The following is an 18732-nucleotide window of genomic DNA, read 5'->3' on the forward strand; positions in this document are numbered from 1 at the left end:
TCTATGGAACGTCTGCAACGTCTACTCTTTCTCTTTTCCTGCCTTATCCTTGCCAATACCTTCAGCGTGGTAAAAGCGCAGACTAATTTTACTGTTACAGGGCTTGTTACAGATTCGCATACTGGCGAACCGATTCCTTTTGCCAGTGTCTCGCTGGTGGGGCGCCGGGTGGGTACGCTGACAGACGAAAAAGGCCGATATACATTAGTCGCTAAACTCTTGACAGATTCGATGGCGGTTAGCTCGATGGGCTATAAAACGCTGCGACTGGCCATCAATCCTGAGCGACCATCGCAGGCTGTCGATTTTAAGTTGCAATCAACCGGAACGGCTTTGCAGGAGGTAACCGTTAAAGCGGGTGAAAACCCGGCCTGGCGTGTACTTCGTCAGGTACGCAAAAATCGAACGCTCAACGACCGCAAACGCTTGGCCGCTTATGAATACGATAGTTACGTAAAAACCGAAATCGCACTGAGTCATGTTTCGGATCGGATGCGCCGGAATCCGCTTATCAAACGGATCAACCAGGCCATGAGCCAGCACGACTCCATTATGGACGATGAGGGACATAAACTGCTACCACTCCTGGCATCAGAATCGGTATCGCGCTATTATTTTAGAACCGCGCCCGAACGTAAACGGGAGGATATTCGGAAAACCCGGATCAAAGGCGTGGCGGTCGATGATGCCGGGCTTAGCTCGCAATTACTGGGGGGAACAAACCTGGTCAGTCAGAACTTCTACGACAATTACATCCCAATTCTAGGCAAGGACTTCGCTTCGCCCATTGGCGATAACTGGAAAAACTGGTACGAGTTCTTTCTGGCCGATACGACCCAGATTGGCGACCATATCTGTTATGAAATTCAGTTTGATCCTAAACGGCCCGAAGACCTCGTGTTTACCGGAAAGGCCTGGATCGACACCACAACATTCGCTCTTTGCCAGATCGAGACCAAAATTGGTAATGCGGCCAACCTGAACTACGTTCGATCGCTGACTATTGAGCAGGAACTGGAATCAACTACCGATTCGACGGCTGGAACGTCAGGAACAGCAGGCTGGCTACCCGTGAGTATTCGCCTGTCGGCTAATCTGACGGGAGTTGGGAAGCAATCGCTGGGGCTACGAGCGCAGGTTACGCTTCGTAATAGCAATATTGTGGTGAACCGACCGAGGCAACCATCATTTTATGAGCAGGCCATCGAGCCAAGCGATACTGTAGCAACCCAAAACGAAGCCTTCTGGAATTCGGTACAGAAAAACCTCGCCGGGACCGATTCACTCAACAAGGAAGACCGAAAAACCCGCGAGATGATTGATAATCTGCGGGCAGTTCCGGCGGTCAAAAAAGCCGAAGCCATCGGTCAAATTCTGGTTACGGGCTTTTATAAATTAGGGGGTGTCGATCTGGGGCCTTACCCGTACCTGTTCGCCATCAACAGTGTGGAAGGTTTACGGACGCGCGTCGGCTTTCGAACCAATGAGCAGTTTAGCCGAAACTGGATATTGCGGGGCTATCTGGCCTACGGAACCCTGGATAACAAGTTTAAATACGGAGCTGAGATCGATTATCTGTTTTCGCGGCAGCACTGGACGGTGGCCGGAGCACGGATATCTTACGATCTGGAACGACTTGGGCTAACTCCCGAGCTTATTGGCGGTAACCGTATATTTTATGCATTGAGCCGATTTGGCCGATATCGGGGTGGCTACGAAAGTTATCAGAAGGAATTTTTCTTTAAAACAGAACCTGTCAAAGGGATTCTTCTGACGGCCATGGTAGGTACTCGGACTTTCGATCCGTTGTTCCCATTTCATTACCGGCTTAATCCTGAGCTGGGGGAGCAGTCGCAATTACGATCCGATATTGATGATGCCTACTGGTCGATTGAAGCACGGCTGGCCCGGAAAGAAAAATACATTATGGACGGTAACGAGCGGATCACGCTTGGAACTAAACGAGCTCCCGTGCTCACGATTCGCTACACGCGTGGCCTGAAATCGTTAGGTGGAGAATATAATTATCACCGGCTAACCTTGCGGGCACAGCAATCGCTTCGTGTAGGTCCCCTTGGCCGAATGACTTATTTGCTCTCAGCAGGGTATACGCCCAATGTGATGCCAGCACCCATGTTGTTTCCACATATTGGAAATCCAACCCCCTTACTGACGACTAATACGTTCAACCGAATGCAGTTTTACGAGTTTGTGAGCGATCGATTTGTGGCCGTTCATATACAGCATCGGTTTGAAGGGCTCTTATTTAATCGACTACCTGGCATTCGTAAATTTAACTGGCGATTGATCGCCAATGTGGACGCTCTCTGGGGAAGTATATCGGACGAGAACCAGGCTGTAGCCAGTAGAAAACCATTGCCCGACGGCATAAGGCCTATTTATTTCGGGGCTCTTGATGGAGGCATTCCGTATATGGAAGTAGGCTATGGGATCGATAACATTTTCAAACTGATTCGTATCCAGGCCATCCATCGACTGAATTATTTAGATGACAGCCCAAACGGTATTCCCCTTAATTCCTTTGCCCTGAAAGCCTCGGCAACGATAAGTTTCTAAGTACGTCGCTAAAAATGCATTCAAGTACGTTTTTCAGCATGACAAAAGCTCCAACGTAAATAACCCAGGCTGTTCGTGTTTAAGTAATTAAAAGATTGTAGCATGTATGAAGACTGAAGATAGACCCTACATGCGTTCTATACTTTAATGAGCGGTATCGTAACGGTGAAATAGGGCTCTTCGTCTTCGATGGCTACATCACCTTCGCCGAGTAATTTATATTTGGTGACGATGTTTGCCAGCCCAACTTTAGTTGATAACATTCGGCTGTTTTTTCGTTGCAAATTATTTTGAACGATCAGTTTGCCATCGTCGCGGGTTTCAATGCGTATACACAGCGGCTGGTCGGGTAAAATGACGTTGTGCTTTACGGCATTCTCGAGCAGGAGTTGTAAGGTCAGTGGTGGGATCAGGTAGGAGTAATATTGGTCGCTGACGAATTCATCCAGTTGGAGATGATCGCCATGTCGGGTACGTAGTAGATGGAAATACGACCGGGTAAAGGCCAGTTCCTGATCAAGTGTGGCCAGTTCGGTTTCGTTGGCGCGAAGCATGTACCGATATACACTGCTCATCTCATCAATAAACTGCTGGGCCTGCTCAGGGTCTTCTTCAATCAGCGACGAAAGCGAATTGAGAGCATTAAATAGAAAATGTGGATTGATTTGCCCCTTCAGTCCATCGAGCTGACTCCGTAGATTCGCCTGTTGCAACTGATCGGCTTCGCGCAGGGCAGCATCCCACTGTTCGAACGTATAAATGCTTTCGTGAACGACATTGACGATAAGGTTAATGACAGCGGTCAGCAGGAGCGTTAGCTGTAGACGACCCGAATCAAAGACGAAACCCGGAAAATGCAGCCACTTATAGCCATAAAAACACCCCAGAATCACTGCCGACGACATTACTATATGAATACCCCAGGCCAGACATAACCGCATGGCTGTTTGGCGCACCTGCGGAAATCGCTGTCGCAACCATAAGGCGGGTACGGCATGTAAAAAGTAAGCTGGCGTCCAGATAAGGATGATAGCAATTGTTGCCAACAAAAAGACATCCCAGCGCTCAAAATAGATTGAGCCAAAGAGCGCGTAGTTATTAAATCCGTAGATGGCCGGCAAAATAAACAACGCAATGCGCGTATCCTGGCGGGTAAAAATATTCAGATTCACAGGGTGTCAGGTCACAATAGAATTGGGGTCATGCTGATTTTGGGAGGCCATTGGTAAACTGACCCGAAACGTCATTCCGTTGTCGGAAATCTGAATAGGTGGTAATCCAAGGGCACTGTATTGCGCGATGAGCTGGCTGAGTCCGCCCGGTTGCGTTTTTACCTGAATGCCCTTTGGCTGTACCGTATTCAGTACATCCAGGCGATTTTCGCTCTTATACCGAATGGCAATAGTCAGGGGTTCTTCGGGAAGCAGCCGATTATATTTGATAGCGTTGTCGATCAGAATCTGCAACGTCAGTGGAGGTAATAGCCATTCACCAACGATATCGCCCAGCTCAATTTCCCACTGTAATGCGGAACCATATCGTTCGTTCAACAAATACCGGTAAGCATCCAGAAAGGCTAGTTCTTCGCGCAGGGAAACTACCGATCGTTGTCCTGCCTGAAGCATATATCGATACACACTCGATAGCTCATCCAGAAAAGCTCCAGCCCGCTGTCTGTCTTCATTAATAAGCGCAGAAAGGGAGTTCAGGCTATTGAACAGAAAATGTGGATTGACCCGGCTTTTCAACCGGGCCAGTTCATTTTCCAGCCGTTTCTTCTTGACGGCCTCTGTTCGCGCCACTGCCTGACGGTACTGATTCAGATTATACGCGCCTTCATAATAGCTTCCTACTACAACCATAAAAAACAAGGCCATCGATATCGGGATCAAATAGTCGACAGGGAAGACTGGTTCAGGAATCAACCCGGTCGGATCAAGCTGGTACAGCACACGAGTTTCCATACACTGATCGAGAATGGTGAAGATCGAATAGCCACCAAACGTTTTGATAATTCGCTTTCGGGTATTTTCCCGACCCGGATATTCCATGCGGACTCGTATGACCCACCACAGCAGTAAATGCCAGAGAATAGCCGTTGAAATCAATCCCCAGATACTTATCAGCAAAACCAACTGCGTATTGTAGCCATAAGCAGCCACCGTTAGTGCCACAAACGGCACCACCGCCACAGGAATACCAATCAGGCGAAGCCAGCGGTCATGAAGGGCGTCGAACGAAAGAGCTGACAGGGGAACTTTCATGGATGAAAATTACGATATTTTGCTGGAAAACGGTTTGTCGGCCTTGCCCTGGCGGGTTGTACTAACGAATCAGAGCCTGCAAGGCTTTTCTGAGCTAGCCTGAACCTTTCAGCAGACGAATAACTTTTGCCTTTAACGTCGTGTTGTTTTCTAAAGCCTGTACCTATGTCGCTTGTTGCTCCTACAACTGTTCGGAACGTTTCTGGTCAGACCGTTATCGAAAAACCGGATTTACTGGCTGTGGAAGAACCACTGGAAATTCGACTGGGTTTTGGTCCGATCGCTGATCGTCAGCAACGTTCACTGGCTGTGACCATGCGAACACCCGGCCACGACGCCGAACTGGCAATAGGGTTTCTGCTTACCGAAGGTATTGTGCACTCACCGAATGACATTGTCTCGTGCCGTCATTGCGTACAGGATGCCGACAAAGAAGGGAATGTGATCCGGGTTGAGCTCCGGCCCGAAGTAGCCATTGACTGGTCACGGTTGGAGCGGAGTACAGTTGCATCGGCCAGTTGCGGTTTGTGTGGCAAAACCACCATCGATGCCATACGAGCGCTTACGCCTGGGCCTGTAGCAACGGATTTTTCGATCGAGCCGTCCATACTTCACGCTTTACCCGCTCAAGTTCGTGAAACGCAGCGAGCCTATGCCTACACGGGCGGTATTCATGCGGCTGCCCTCTTTGATCGACAGGGTAAGTTGCTGCTGGTTCGTGAGGACATTGGTCGTCATAACGCACTGGATAAGCTCATAGGAGCTGCTTTCTGGCAGGGCTGGCTTCCACTGCACCAGTACGGCATTTTTCTGAGTGGCCGGGTCGGCGTCGAATTGGTCCAGAAAAGCTGGATGGCTGGTGTCCCACTATTGGCGGCTGTGGGCGCTCCATCAAGTCTGGCCGTGCAAATGACGCAGGAAGCAAACATCACCCTGGCTGGTTTCGTCCGCGATGAGCGATTCAATCTCTACAGCCATCCCGACCGGGTTAAGAATTGAGTGAAGAATAGCTTGCGGTAGCCTTTCACGCAATCGCTCATTCGCTCAATCACTCAATTTTTGTCGTCTGGTAGAATCACCGACAGGGCAGCGGGTTTGATCTGGGCAACAAGCTTGGTAATGCGCCCCCGGTATTCGCCATCGATCTGGAAATAAGCACGTTTGTGCGTTTCGATAGTCACGGATGTAGCCGGGTAAATCTCAATCTTTTTCGGGTCGAAGGGCTGGAATCGCCAGAACAATTTCAGGATTTCGCCGAATGATAACCGTCGGAAAATCACAACTTCAAAGTGCCCATCAGAAGGATCGCCATCTGGATTTATAACGGCTCCTGTGCCGTACATACGGGCATTAGCCAACACGACCATAAAGGCAACGCGCTGTACACATTCGTCGTCGGTCTTGATTTCCAGCCGGAGTAGCCGATGTTTACGCAACACGTTCAGCACACTACGAAGATAGCCCAGTTTGCCACGCAGATTGTTCTGTTCGTAATATTTTACGATGTGGGCATTTAGGCCAATATCGCTCAGGTGTAAACAAATGTCGTCGTCATTTATCGAGATAACATCGATGGGTTTTGGCTTCCCATCGACCAATAACTCCAGACTTTTCTGTAGGTCGGTTGGTATGCCCAATTCGCGGGCCATACCGTTCGCCGATCCCCCCGGCAGGATACCCAGCGGTATGGGGTTGCTGATCAGTTGTTCGGCCACGAGTTTAATGGTTCCATCGCCACCAACAGCTACTACCCGATCGGGTTTGCATTGACTAAGTTGCGTCTGAATGGTTTCGGTATCGGTCTTGCCATCGAGATAGCAGCGGTGAACGGTATAGGGTAGCTCGGCAAAGAACGCATCGATGCGCTGTTCCCAGTCAGACTTGTCGTGACCACCCGAAACGGGATTAATTATGAATAAAAAAGTCAACTTCTTCGTAAATTATGAGTTATAGATGGGATGTGCTGATGGATGCGCTATGGAAGTCACGCAAGTTCAATTTATATCTAAACAAAATTTAAGCCTTAAGGGTAAGCTGAAAGGGCATATTTTATCGCGGTTACGCTTAACGGACCAGCCTATGGTGAAGGTCTACCGTAGTTTTGGTAATGCGCAGCGGCTAACCATTCACGGCAGTGCGCTAAAGCGAAGTGCGCTGCCTCGTATCCAGTATCGCAACAGTCTTTTGGTGAACTTGTTTGGCCTGATTCGACTGTTTCTGGTTCGACCCTACCCTAAAGCGGCTCTTGAGGTTGCTTTCGATGGGCATTCGGTTCATACACAGTCCGATACGGATGGGTATTTTCGAGTCGATATACCGTTGGATAGACCCATTGCCTCGGGTTGGCACAACGTTCGGGTGAAACTGCTGTTGGGCGATGATTCTGCCGAAGGAGAGGGACAGGTGCTGGTGCCCGAGCCGACCCCATTTGGTTGTATTTCGGATATTGATGATACCTTCCTGATATCACACTCTGCCAATTTACTGAAGCGCCTGAAGCTGCTCATTACCAAAAACGCCCATACCCGAGCACCCTTCGAAGGGGTAGTAGCTCATTATAAATTACTGGCCGAAGCTAATAGCGGTCCTGGCGCAACGAATGCTTTTTTCTATGTGTCGAGCAGCGAGTGGAATCTGTACGACTACATTATCGATTTTTCGAAAAAAAATGGGCTGCCCAATGGCGTGTACCTCTTAAGTCCGCTCAAACAACTGGCTGAGGTATGGAAAACGGGGCAGGGCAAGCACATGACGAAATTTATGCGGATTGTACGGATTCTGGAGATGTATCCGCAGCAACAGTTTGTGCTGCTGGGCGATGATACCCAGGAAGACCCAACTATTTACGCGTCAGTGGCTGAGCATTTTCCCCATCAGATTCGTTGCGTATATATTCGTCAGGTACAGGCAAAAAATAAGCTTAAAACCGAAGCGATCTTGACACGGATCGAGGCATTGGAAATTCCTTATTGTTATTTTGCACACAGCGCCGATGCAAAGAAGCATTCCATGGCTATCGGTCTGGTTGCTTCCTGATCGCCTTATTAACCCTATACGCTTACCATTCTTCCTGAGCTGATTTATGAATCTTAATACACCCCCGAAGAGCTTACCGGCCAGCTTGACGTAACGAAGCCTTACGACGAAGCGGCTGGTATACCTGCTGTTATTCAGTCATTCAAACATGTCTTTGAGGGGACCGATCTGGCGCGTGGCTGGAAAGCGCTCGTCAACATGAATCAGAAAAATGGCTTCGATTGTCCGTCCTGTGCCTGGCCTGACCCCGACGGCCACCGATCCCGGATTGCTGAATACTGCGAAAGTGGGGCTAAAGCCGTAGCCGAGGAAGTCATGAATAAGCATACGGCTTCGCCTGTATTGTTTCAGCGCTATACCATAGCGGAATTACTGCAGAAAACCGATTTATGGCTGGGCCAGCAGGGGCGACTGACCCAACCAATGATTTTGCGACCAGGAGCGCAGCACTACGAAGCCATTGGCTGGGAGGATGCGTTCAGGCTGATTGCCGATCAGCTCAATGCGCTGGAGTCGCCCAACGAAGCAGTATTCTATACATCGGGCCGAACCAGTAATGAAGCTGCTTTTCTGTACCAGCTTTTCGTGCGGATGTATGGCACCAACAACCTGCCCGACTGCTCCAATATGTGTCATGAGTCGACTAGTGTAGCGCTCGCAGAATCCATTGGCCTAGGGAAAGCATCGGTGAAATATGAAGATTATGAAAAGGCCGATGTGATCATAATTATGGGTCAGAATCCTGGCACAAATGCACCACGGATGCTTACCCCGCTGGAGCAGGCCAAGCGAAACGGAGCCAAAATTATTGCGGTCAATCCCTTGCACGAAGCCGGATTGCTGGGCTTTCGAAACCCACAGAGCCCACGAGATGTGTTGTTTGGGGGCGAAAAAATGGCGGATTTGTTCTTGCAGGTACGCATTAATTCCGATATGGCGCTACTGAAGGCGATGTGTAAACTCCTGCTGGAAGAGGAGAAAAAAAACGCAACGGTTGACCAGCCGGGCAAGGTTCTGGATAAATCGTTCATTGAAACATACACAGCTGGTTACGAAGACTTTGTTAAGAGCCTGGATCAGTTTGAGTTATCTGATTTAGCTGCTCAGTGTGGACTAACGATTGCCCAGATTCAGGAAGCTGTCGACCTGTTTAAGCATACACGCAAGCTCATTATCTGCTGGGCTATGGGCCTGACGCAGCACCGCAATTCTGTACAAACGATCAACGAAGTAATCAATCTCCTTCTGCTGAAGGGAAGTATCGGTATTGAAGGGGGAGGAGCGAGTCCAATTCGTGGACATAGCAACGTACAGGGGGACCGGACGATGGGAATCTGGGAAAAACCTAAACCTGAGTTTCTGGATGCGCTCAAAAAAACGTTCAACTTTGAACCACCCCGAGAACATGGCTACGATGTGGTGAAGGCTGTTCAGGCGATGCACGAGGGGAAAGCTAAGGTGTTTTTTGCGCTGGGTGGGAATTTCGCCATGGCTGTATCCGATACGAATTATACAGCCGAAGCCTTAAAAAAATGCAAGCTGACTGTTCATGTATCGACCAAGCTCAACCGGAGTCATTTTATTCATGGCGAAACCGCGCTGATTCTACCCTGTCTGGGTCGTACAGATCGTGACAGACAGGCATCCGGTGAACAATTTGTCAGTTGTGAAAGTACAACCGGCGTGGTAGCTCAGTCGCATGGTGTGGTCGATCCGGTAGTATCGACCCTGAAAAGTGAGGTGGCGATCATTGCCGAACTGGCGAAAGCAACGCTGGGTAACGATCCGCGTGCATCAGTCGATTCCTTGGGTCGCCCCAGTATTAATTGGGATGCACTGGTCGGTAACTACGATCTCATCCGCGACCTGATTGAAAAGGTTGTGCCAGGTTTTGAGCAGTATAATAAGAAAGTTCGTCAGGAAGGGGGCTTTTATCTTCCGAACGGCCCTCGGGTTCGGGAGTTCAAAACGCCTGATGGGAAAGCACATTTCACCATCAATGTACCTATGCATCATGAGCTACAACCCGACGAACTGATGCTTATGACCATTCGTAGCCACGACCAGTTCAATACAACCATTTATGGCAATGATGACCGGTATCGGGGTATCCATAACGAACGACGGGTTATATTTATCAATGCCGATGATATGGCCAATTTGGGCCTGCACGAAAAGCAGATTGTCGATTTACATAGCTACTACAACGGCCAAACACGTACGGCTCATCGGTTTGTAGTCGTACCTTATCATATACCGCGTGGCTGTGCAGCCGCTTATTTTCCCGAAACGAACGTACTGATACCGATCGATTCAACAGCGGAGAAAAGTAATACACCAACCTCAAAATCGATTCTCATCACGATAACGCCAGTAGCAGGATAAGTCTTTTCCAGGCTTATTGACTCAACGATAATTTACCTGGCAAACAGATTGAACAGGGGCAATTGTGCCCCTGTTTTTTTTATAGATCATAGCCAAACAGCATCCCAACGGTTGTGGGATGGGTTGGTAAAAAGGTAATAAATTTATTTTACTTATCGATTCTAATTGTATATTTATTTGTATTTTAATTAACTAAATGTAGCTTAAAAAATATATTATTTTATAATATGCTAATCACATGTATATATTGGTATAACTAATTATTAATGAGTGATTTATCATGTAATGATAAATAATTATTGTTGTTTTGTCGTATTATTTAAAATATATGTATAATTTTTGCACTAAACGATTGTAATAGGAGATATATAGTTTATAAAAATCTACTAAAGTTTACATTATGGCGGTGCGGGAGAACGTGGCGGTTTATGTAATCCTTGTTTCCTTACTTTTTGGTGCGCTTGAAGCGGTTGCACAGATAAAAATTACCTTTCCGGTTAGTCGGTTGGTGGTACAACGCAACAATGCCAATCAGGCTACTGTACAAATCGCTGGTAGCTATGGCCAGGCCCTGGATGCGATTGAGGCCAGGGTCGTAGCAAGGGCGTCGGGGCAGGGAACCACGACCGCCTGGGCAACCCTCCAGAGCAATCCAACGAATGGTCAGTTCAACGGAACGCTTACAGTGCGTGGTGGATGGTATAGTGTTTATGTTCGGGGTTTGAGTGGTGGCGTAGTCGTGGCTACAGATTCCGTAGACCGTTTCGGGGTAGGGGAAGTATTTGCGATTATGGGCCACTCCAATGCACAGGGATCGGGCTGTACCGTAAATGGGGTTAATATGTGTCCTACACTGGGTGGGGCTACCGACGACCGGGTAACGGTGGTGCCGGTCGATAATAATGGAACGGTTTATCAGCAGCAGTATCTGAACACGGCCGATACGCGTTACCTACCCGGTATGGTGTTCAGTCAGTTAAAACTTAACAGTGGTTTTTCGCCTTTCGCCAGCGTTCCCTGGTTCTGGGGGCGTATGGGTGATGCCCTGGTGCAGCGTATCAATGTGCCGGTGCTGATGTACAATGCTGGATTCGGCGGAACCAACATGCAGCAAACCTACTGGGCCGCCTATAATATCCCATTCCAGCATTCCTTCGTAAGGTATGACTTACGCATGCCCTACGCCAATTTTCGGAATCTGATGAATCTGTATGTGCCAAGTACGGGCATTCGGGCCTTTCTGATTCAGCACGGCGAAAATGACCGTGATAATCCCACGGATTCGACGTCAAAGTATTATCAGAAGGTGATCGACAAGATTCGAACAGAGTTCAGCAAACCCAATCTGGCCTGTATCGTGGCTCTGTCGTCGTTCGTTGGTGCCCGCTTCGATAATGTCCGATCGGCTCAGTTTCAGATTATTAACAAGCCGGGGAATATGGCCTATCAGGGGCCTGATCTGGATAATGTCAATTCATCGGCCGACCGACCTGATGGAATTCACTTTTCGCCATCCGGACAAACAAAGGTAGGGGATGCCTGGGCCACGGCCATCAGTGATACCTACTTGTCGACTATTTCACCGTATTCAGCCGAAACGGAACCTATAACCAGTATTGCCTGTGCCACTTCCAATCAGCTTACGCTAACCCAACCCAGTGGCTATCAATATATCTGGAGTACAGGAAGCAGTTCGAGCAGTCTGACGGTTGGAGCCGGTACGTATTCGGCTCGGTTGCTTACCGCTCAAAACAAAGTCTATTTTCCACCTCCTGTAGTGGTCCCGGCAAATGTCCAGCCCGCTACGCCGACCATCACGACCAGTACCGGAACGCTATCGATCTGTACCAGTACCGGATTACGACTGACTTCATCCTATGCCGGACCCAATCAGTGGAGCACAGGCGTTACATCCACCTCCATTGTCGTGACTGCACCTGGCACCTATAGCGTACAGGCTAAAAATCCGGTATACGGTTGTTTATCGATCCCGTTATCGCAGACGATTGGCCTGGCGGCCGCAAGTTTACGGCTCTCCATGCAAACCTCCCGGCGTGTAGTGGCTGTCAACGATACCGTCAGTTTTTGGCTTTCGGTGCAAAATAGTGGCGGTTGTGATGTTGGCTCTTTTGCGATACAAAACCGCCTGCCGCCCAACGTGAGTTTTGTGTCGTCGACGGATAATCTGAGTGCGGCAAACAATGTCGTGAACGGGTCAGTTGGGGGGCTTGCTTCAGGTGCGTTTTTGACCCGGCGGTACATAGCCCGTCTTACCGCCGAAGGGAATTATTTGTCGGCTGCCGACTTATCGGCTTCTACCAACCCGCTGGTAGGCGCAAATCCAAATAATGGTACTGGCAATGGAGAAACCGACGAAGCCCAGGTTGATTTGCGAACAAAAAATGCAGCATCGGCGCTCTATGTATCGCCTAACCCCAATCAGGGAGCTTTGCCGCCCGTTCAGTCAAATCAGCCAGCGCCCAATCCGGCTAAAGCCGATCTGAGCTTACGTATGCAGCTTAGCAGTCAGGTAATAGGGGTAGGGCAAACCTTCAGTGTGACACTTACGGTACAAAATCAGGGTGGCCTGGCGGCAACGAATGTTGTGCTAAACAATACATTGCCGACTGGGTTGCAGTTTGTGAGCTCGACCTCGGGTATGACTGCCAACGGATCGGTAGTCAGTGGGACGATTGGCCAGATACCCGTCGGTCAGTCGGCAAGTGTGACGTTTGTGGTTCAGGTAACGACGACAGGTAACTTTACAAACAAAGCACAGATTTTTTCGGCAGATCAATCAGACTCCGACTCTACCCCTGGCAACGGGTATACAAATGGGGAAGATGATCAAACCAGCACCTCGCTCCGAACGAGTGGATAAGGTACAGTTTACAGGGGCTGACACGCCAGTTGAGTTTACATCAACCACTGTAAACCCTAATCGGACTAACTTACTTAACAGGAAACTCTTTATTCAGCTACAGCCATGAATTATATCCGTAATGTGCTCATCTGGCTTGCCCTGGCTTCGTGCAGTCAGGCGCAGACGCCCGTATTGCCTAAGGTGCCTACGGGATATCTGTATAAAGTTGAACCGGGTATTCCCGGAAAAATCGTGTATATCTGCGGACAAAGGCCCTTTAATGATGTTGGTGATCTGGTAGGGGCCGGGAACCTGACTGAACAGACCCGTCAGGTGTTTGAAAATATAAAAACGGCCTTGGCAACGGTGGATATGACTCTGAAGGACATCACGCAGATCACCTACTCAGTGAAAGAGGCTACCGGATCGGTGCAGGTAAGTGCTGCCAATGCCCAGTCGGTTCAGGCTGTTCAGGCTACCTATTTCACACAACCGCCTAAATTGATTGAACAAAAAGGGGTGTCACAAACCGTTCGCGACGATGTACTGATTGAAATCGAAGTAATTGCTGTAAAATAGACTTCAGCTTAAATGCAGAAGGCACAGAGGTATCAGGTTGATTTAACTTTCCTTAATCGAGTTCACAATGGGAGTTTTTGTCATCACGACGAAGGAGGGATGACAAAAAAAATGCCTAAACGGGTTTAGGATAATCTACTCTCAGTGTATTCAGCGAACCTATTTAGGGAGCAACTGAAATTCGCCGGTTTCAATGGCGTAGTGGTACTGACGTGGTACGCCCGTGGCTAATTCCACCTTTTCAATGTCTTCGGGGCTGATATGTTCCAGATCCATCAGCAGCGCCCGTAGGCTATTTCCGTGGGCTACCACCAATACCGACTCATTAGCCTTTAAATGAGGCAAAATCGTTGACTGAAAATAGGCTGTGACCCGCGTTCGGGTTTCTTCCAGCGTCTCGCCATGGGGCGGACGTTCGGTATAGCTGCGTCGCCAGCAGAATATTTGATTGGCCCCAAATCGCTCTTCAGCTTCGGCTTTGTTCATCCCCTGCAAATCGCCATACATCCGTTCGTTCAGGGCCGCACTTCGTTCGATCGGTAAATCGGTCTGACCAATTTCGTCCAGAATGATCGACATGGTTTCAATGGCTCGTTGAAGCACAGAGGTGAAGCCAATACTAAAATTAGGAGGCTGATGGGATTTCAGGAGAATACCAGCTTCATGGGCTTCGTGCCGTCCGAGATCAGTTAGGGGCGTATCTGTATTTCCCGTAAATCGATTTTCCGCATTCCATTGCGATTGACCGTGCCGTACAATGACAAATAAGGGCATATTTCTTCAGGTTGTTAAACAGTAATCTGTTACAAAAAAACAGTTTTCAAGAGTATCCTGTTAGCCCGAGCGACTATTCTTCTGTAGTGATTCTATTCAAAAAATTCTGGTTAATTCTCGATGCGTGTTTTAGAACAGTTTAATCTGGCCGGAAAAAAGGCTCTGGTTACCGGAAGCGATACCGGATTAGGACAGGCTATGGCCATTGCTCTGGCCGAAGCAGGGGCCGATATTATTAGTACTGCCAATACGGGCAACCTCAGCGATACTCAAAAAGCTATTACAGATTTGGGTCGTCAGTTCAGCGGCTACAATGTCGACTTATCGAATCGCGAAGGCTTGTATCAGTTCATTCAGTCGGTAAAAGCAAATCATGCGGTCGATATTCTGGTCAATAATGCCGGAATGATTCTACGCAAACCCGTAGCCGAACATCCGGATGATTGGTGGGATAAAGTAATAGCCGTGAATCTGGATGCGCAGTTTATACTGGCCCGCGAATTTGGGAAAGATATGATTGCCAAAGGAGCCGGTAAAATCATATTCACCTGCTCGCTGCTCAGTTTTCAGGGAGGCATTACGGTGCCGGGCTACACGGCCAGTAAAAGTGCGGTGGCGGGACTGGTGAAGGCGTTTTCGAACGAATGGGCCTCCAAAGGGGTAAATGTCAACGGCATTGCACCTGGTTATATTGCGACCAACAACACCGCTGCCTTACGGGCCGACCCCGATCGGTCAAAATCCATTCTCGACCGGATTCCGGCGGGGCGCTGGGGCGATCCATCCGATTTTAAAGGCCCGGTCGTTTTTCTGGCTTCCGAGGCAGGGGCTTATGTACACGGAACCCTTTTGACCGTTGATGGGGGCTGGATGGGTCGCTAGTCCGTCGATTTGTTCGGTATGAGGAACTGTAGGGATAGGTAAAGTGATTGATACAGCATATCAGCAAAAGCAATCATGGAATTAGGCATCAGCAGTTTTGGCGAAATCGTACCGGATGGTGTATCGGGCAAAGCGATCAATGCGCACAAGCGCATGCAGGAGACTCTTGAAGAAATAAAATTGGCCGATGAAGTCGGGCTGGATGTGTTTGCATTGGGCGAACACCACCGACCCGATTTTATTATTTCGGCCCCCGAGGTGATTCTGGCGGCTGCGGCTGCCATCACCAAAAACATACGGCTGTCCAGTTCGGTAACCGTGCTAAGTTCAGCCGACCCGGTCAGAACATTTCAAAATTTCGCGTCGCTGGACCTGATTTCCAGTGGTCGGGCCGAGATCATGGCGGGTCGTGGGTCATTCATTGAATCGTTTCCGCTGTTTGGATATGACCTGAAAGACTACGACGAACTGTTTACCGAGAAGCTGGATCTGCTGGTCAACATCAACGAACACGAAGTTGTCGACTGGACGGGTAAGCTTCGGGCGAGTATTCCGCATCGGGGTGTGTATCCACGGCCCTATCAGGAAAAATTGCCAATCTGGCTGGCGGTAGGCGGAACACCTGCTTCGGCAGCCAGAGCCGGAACGATGAACCTACCCATGATGCTGGCCATTCTGGGTGGTACGCCCGATCGATTTGTGCCGTTTGTGAATCTGTATCGTCAGGCTGCCGAACGGGCTGGTCATGATATGAGCCAGTTGCCATTGGGAATCAACTCGCAGTTTTATGCCGCCGATAATTCGCAACAGGCCGCCGATGAATTTTTTCCGCCTTACGAGCTACTGATGAATCGAGTAGGTCGTGAGCGGGGCTGGTCACCCATTAGCCGGATGCACTTTGAGCAAATGCGTCAATATGGCCCGTTGATGGTGGGTAGCCCACAACAGATTATCGACAAGATTCTCTACTTCCATGAATTGTTCGGCAATACCCGCTACCTGGCCCAGATGATCAGCGGGCACAATACACCTCATGCCAAAACGCTCCATGCCATTGAATTATTCGGAACGAAAGTGGCTCCGGCCGTTCGGAAAGCACTGAAACAGAAAACCGCAACCACCTAAAATGGTAAACAAAGTTCTTGTCTGGTTTCTAATCCTGTTCATATACTTTTCCCCGGTGCTACAGGCGCAGCAACAGCCTTCACTACCCGATCCACTTGTTTTGAAAAATGGTCGTCGGGTAACATCGGCAACACAATGGCGGACCCAGCGACGGCCCGAATTGCTGGCGTTGTTTGCCAGTCAGCTATACGGTCAGTCGCCGTCGAAACCTGCTCAAATGCGGTTTGAGGTATTCGATTCCGATCCGAAGGCGTTGGGCGGTAAAGCGACTCGTAAGCAGGTGGCTGTGTGGTTCAATGGTAAGCCCGATGGTCCAAGAATGGACGTGCTGCTGTATATCCCGAACAACGTAAAAGAGCCCGTACCCGCTGTTGTAGGGCTTAATTTCTGGGGAAATAGCACCATTCAGGGTGATCCCGCCATTCGGATCTCAACAAGCTGGATGGAGTCGAATCGGGGCAACCCATACATCGATGTCTCCTGTGTCGTCAATCACCAATCGACTGAGGCTTGCCGAGGACTCAATGCCCGCCAATGGCCCGTAGATAGCATTCTGAGCCGAGGGTATGCAGTCGTTACGGCTTATCGCGAAGACATAGCTTCTGACGAACCGACGATGAAGTTTTCAACGGGCGTTCATCCCTTATATCCTGACTTGCAAAATCGGGGCGACAACTTCGGAACGGTAGCAGCCTGGGCCTGGGGACTGAGCCGGATTATGGATTATCTGCAAACTGATAAGGCGATCGATACCAAACGAGTGGCTGTCTTTGGCTGGTCGCGGTTAGGCAAAGCGGCTTTATGGGCAGGTGCTACTGACGAGCGGTTTGCTATGGTTATCAGTAATGAATCGGGCGCCGGTGGCGCTAAATTGTTTCACCGGGGAGTGGGCGAAAACATACGGCGGTTGTGTACTGTTTTCCCGCATTGGTTTGCGGCCAATTTCCGAAACTATATGGATCAGGACACACTGTTGCCGTTTGACCAACACATGGTGATTTCGCTGATGGCACCCCGGCCCGTTTATATTGCCAGTGCAGAACAGGACAAAAACTCTGATCCCGAAGGTGAGTTCGAAAGTGCTAAAGCTGCTAGTTCGGTCTATCAGTTTCTGGGGACAGACGGGTTGCCAGCTACACAACGACCTCCTCTGAATCAGTCTGTGCAGGGGCAAATGGGTTACCATATCCGAACCGGCGGCCACGATGTAACGGCCTACGATTGGGCGCAGTATCTACGTTTTATGGATAAGCATTTCAAAAAATAATCGGCTCTGTATCCGCGATTCAGCATGCTATACTGGAAAAAGGGCTATAGTAATCCTGAACGCCTTATGGGTAGGTTCGTCCGATTCGCTTCTTAACGAGTATATCTGCTTTACTTGCTAATCAGTACATCATGACTCGTTCCCGTACACTACTTATTTTTAGTTTTTTCTTGCTGGCCAGCTATTGTCAGGCAGCAAAAATTGATACGGTCGATACCTACAGCCCGTCGATGAAAAAGACTATCAAGGCCGTTGTCATGACTCCCGATTCGTATACCGTCGGGACTGAGTTTCCGGTGGTCTATCTGTTGCATGGCTATAGCGGCAACTATAGCGATTGGGCCAAAAAATCACCCAACATGGCCCAGCTTGTCGATCATCAGCAGGTGATTGTCGTTTGCCCGGATGGTGCATTTGGGAGTTGGTATTGGGATAGCCCGACCGACCCGACCTTTAAGTACGAAACCTATGTAGCCAGCGAACTGGTGCCGTGGGTCGATAGTCATTACAAAACCATCAAAAGTCGTCAGGGGCGTGGTATAACAGGCCTGAGTATGGGTGGGCATGGCGCATTGTATCTGGCTTTCCGCCATCAGGATGTATTTGGTGCTGCCGGTAGTATGAGTGGTGGCGTCGATATTCGCCCGTTCCCGAACAACTGGGACATGGCAAAACGGCTGGGTACCTACGCGCAGTTTCCCGACCGTTGGGAGCAAAATACCGTCATTAATTTACTCCATCTGCTCACGCCCAACTCGCTGTCGCTGGTTATCGACTGTGGCAGTGAAGACTTTTTCTTCCGGGTCAACAACAACCTGCACGACAAGTTGCTTGAGCGAAATATCCCACACGATTACATCACCCGACCTGGCGGCCACAACTGGAACTACTGGACCAATGCCATTACGTACCAATTGCTATTTATGCGTCAGTATTTCGACAGGCAAAACAAAATGGCGACTCGTTAAAGCTGTCTTTTA

The 18732-nt window shown here is 49.3% G+C and carries 14 protein-coding genes; 10 read left to right on the forward strand and 4 right to left on the reverse strand.

The features are described 5' to 3' along the window. The first annotated feature begins 3 nt into the window (after positions 1-3). The gene (locus tag B5M13_RS05840) at positions 4-2577 is read left to right on the forward strand and encodes a DUF5686 and carboxypeptidase-like regulatory domain-containing protein (protein WP_080054790.1); all 2574 of its coding nucleotides are present in this window, start codon (positions 4-6) and stop codon (positions 2575-2577) included. Positions 2578-2714: 137 nt separating this feature from the next. On the opposite strand, the gene B5M13_RS05845 is transcribed toward B5M13_RS05840, so the two are convergent. Continuing rightward, positions 2715-3749 (reverse strand): sensor histidine kinase, encoded by a 1035-nt coding sequence (locus B5M13_RS05845; RefSeq protein WP_080054791.1) that lies wholly within the window; start codon positions 3747-3749, stop codon positions 2715-2717. A gap of 6 nt (positions 3750-3755) precedes the next feature. Beyond that, positions 3756-4841, reverse strand: coding sequence for a sensor histidine kinase (locus B5M13_RS05850; RefSeq protein WP_080054792.1), 1086 nt, complete (start codon positions 4839-4841; stop codon positions 3756-3758). Between the two features lie 165 nt (positions 4842-5006). Here B5M13_RS05850 and fdhD point away from each other — a divergent pair, with 165 nt between their 5' ends. Beyond that, positions 5007-5840 carry a formate dehydrogenase accessory sulfurtransferase FdhD gene (fdhD, locus tag B5M13_RS05855; protein WP_080054793.1) on the forward strand — a complete coding sequence of 278 codons (834 nt, stop codon included), beginning with the start codon at positions 5007-5009 and terminating at the stop codon, positions 5838-5840. Positions 5841-5893: 53 nt separating this feature from the next. On the opposite strand, the gene B5M13_RS05860 is transcribed toward fdhD, so the two are convergent. Further along, positions 5894-6769 (reverse strand): diacylglycerol/lipid kinase family protein, encoded by an 876-nt coding sequence (locus B5M13_RS05860; protein ID WP_080054794.1) that lies wholly within the window; start codon positions 6767-6769, stop codon positions 5894-5896. Positions 6770-6920: 151 nt separating this feature from the next. On the opposite strand from B5M13_RS05860, the gene B5M13_RS05865 reads away from it, so the two are divergent. From B5M13_RS05865 to B5M13_RS05880, 4 genes are all read left to right on the forward strand, one after another. Further along, positions 6921-7877: an App1 family protein gene (locus tag B5M13_RS05865; RefSeq protein WP_245859796.1), complete on the forward strand. Its 957-nt coding sequence runs from the start codon at positions 6921-6923 to the stop codon at positions 7875-7877. A gap of 168 nt (positions 7878-8045) precedes the next feature. After that, positions 8046-10262, forward strand: coding sequence for an FdhF/YdeP family oxidoreductase (locus tag B5M13_RS05870; RefSeq protein WP_394334313.1), 2217 nt, complete (start codon positions 8046-8048; stop codon positions 10260-10262). 400 nt (positions 10263-10662) lie between these two features. Further along, entirely contained in the window at positions 10663-13143 is a 2481-nt protein-coding gene (locus B5M13_RS05875) for a sialate O-acetylesterase (RefSeq protein WP_080054796.1), read from the forward strand. Positions 13144-13248: 105 nt separating this feature from the next. After that, the gene (locus tag B5M13_RS05880; protein ID WP_080054797.1) at positions 13249-13704 is read left to right on the forward strand and encodes a RidA family protein; all 456 of its coding nucleotides are present in this window, start codon (positions 13249-13251) and stop codon (positions 13702-13704) included. 159 nt (positions 13705-13863) lie between these two features. Here B5M13_RS05880 and B5M13_RS05885 read toward each other — a convergent pair whose 3' ends face one another. Continuing rightward, a complete protein-coding gene (locus B5M13_RS05885; RefSeq protein ID WP_080054798.1) occupies positions 13864-14478 on the reverse strand; it encodes a 2,3-bisphosphoglycerate-dependent phosphoglycerate mutase in 615 nt (204 codons plus the stop codon). A gap of 120 nt (positions 14479-14598) precedes the next feature. Here B5M13_RS05885 and B5M13_RS05890 point away from each other — a divergent pair, with 120 nt between their 5' ends. From B5M13_RS05890 to B5M13_RS05905, 4 genes are all read left to right on the forward strand, one after another. Then, a complete protein-coding gene (locus B5M13_RS05890; RefSeq protein WP_080054799.1) occupies positions 14599-15360 on the forward strand; it encodes an SDR family NAD(P)-dependent oxidoreductase in 762 nt (253 codons plus the stop codon). Between the two features lie 75 nt (positions 15361-15435). Beyond that, positions 15436-16485 carry an Atu2307/SP_0267 family LLM class monooxygenase gene (locus B5M13_RS05895; protein ID WP_080054800.1) on the forward strand — a complete coding sequence of 350 codons (1050 nt, stop codon included), beginning with the start codon at positions 15436-15438 and terminating at the stop codon, positions 16483-16485. 1 nt (position 16486) lies between these two features. Further along, positions 16487-17752, forward strand: a complete 1266-nt coding sequence (locus B5M13_RS05900; protein ID WP_080054801.1) for an alpha/beta hydrolase family protein — start codon at positions 16487-16489, stop codon at positions 17750-17752. Positions 17753-17883: 131 nt separating this feature from the next. After that, positions 17884-18720, forward strand: coding sequence for an alpha/beta hydrolase (locus tag B5M13_RS05905; RefSeq protein ID WP_080054802.1), 837 nt, complete (start codon positions 17884-17886; stop codon positions 18718-18720). Positions 18721-18732 lie beyond the last annotated feature (12 nt).

The organism is Spirosoma aerolatum (assembly GCF_002056795.1).
GTDB lineage: Bacteria > Bacteroidota > Bacteroidia > Cytophagales > Spirosomataceae > Spirosoma > Spirosoma aerolatum.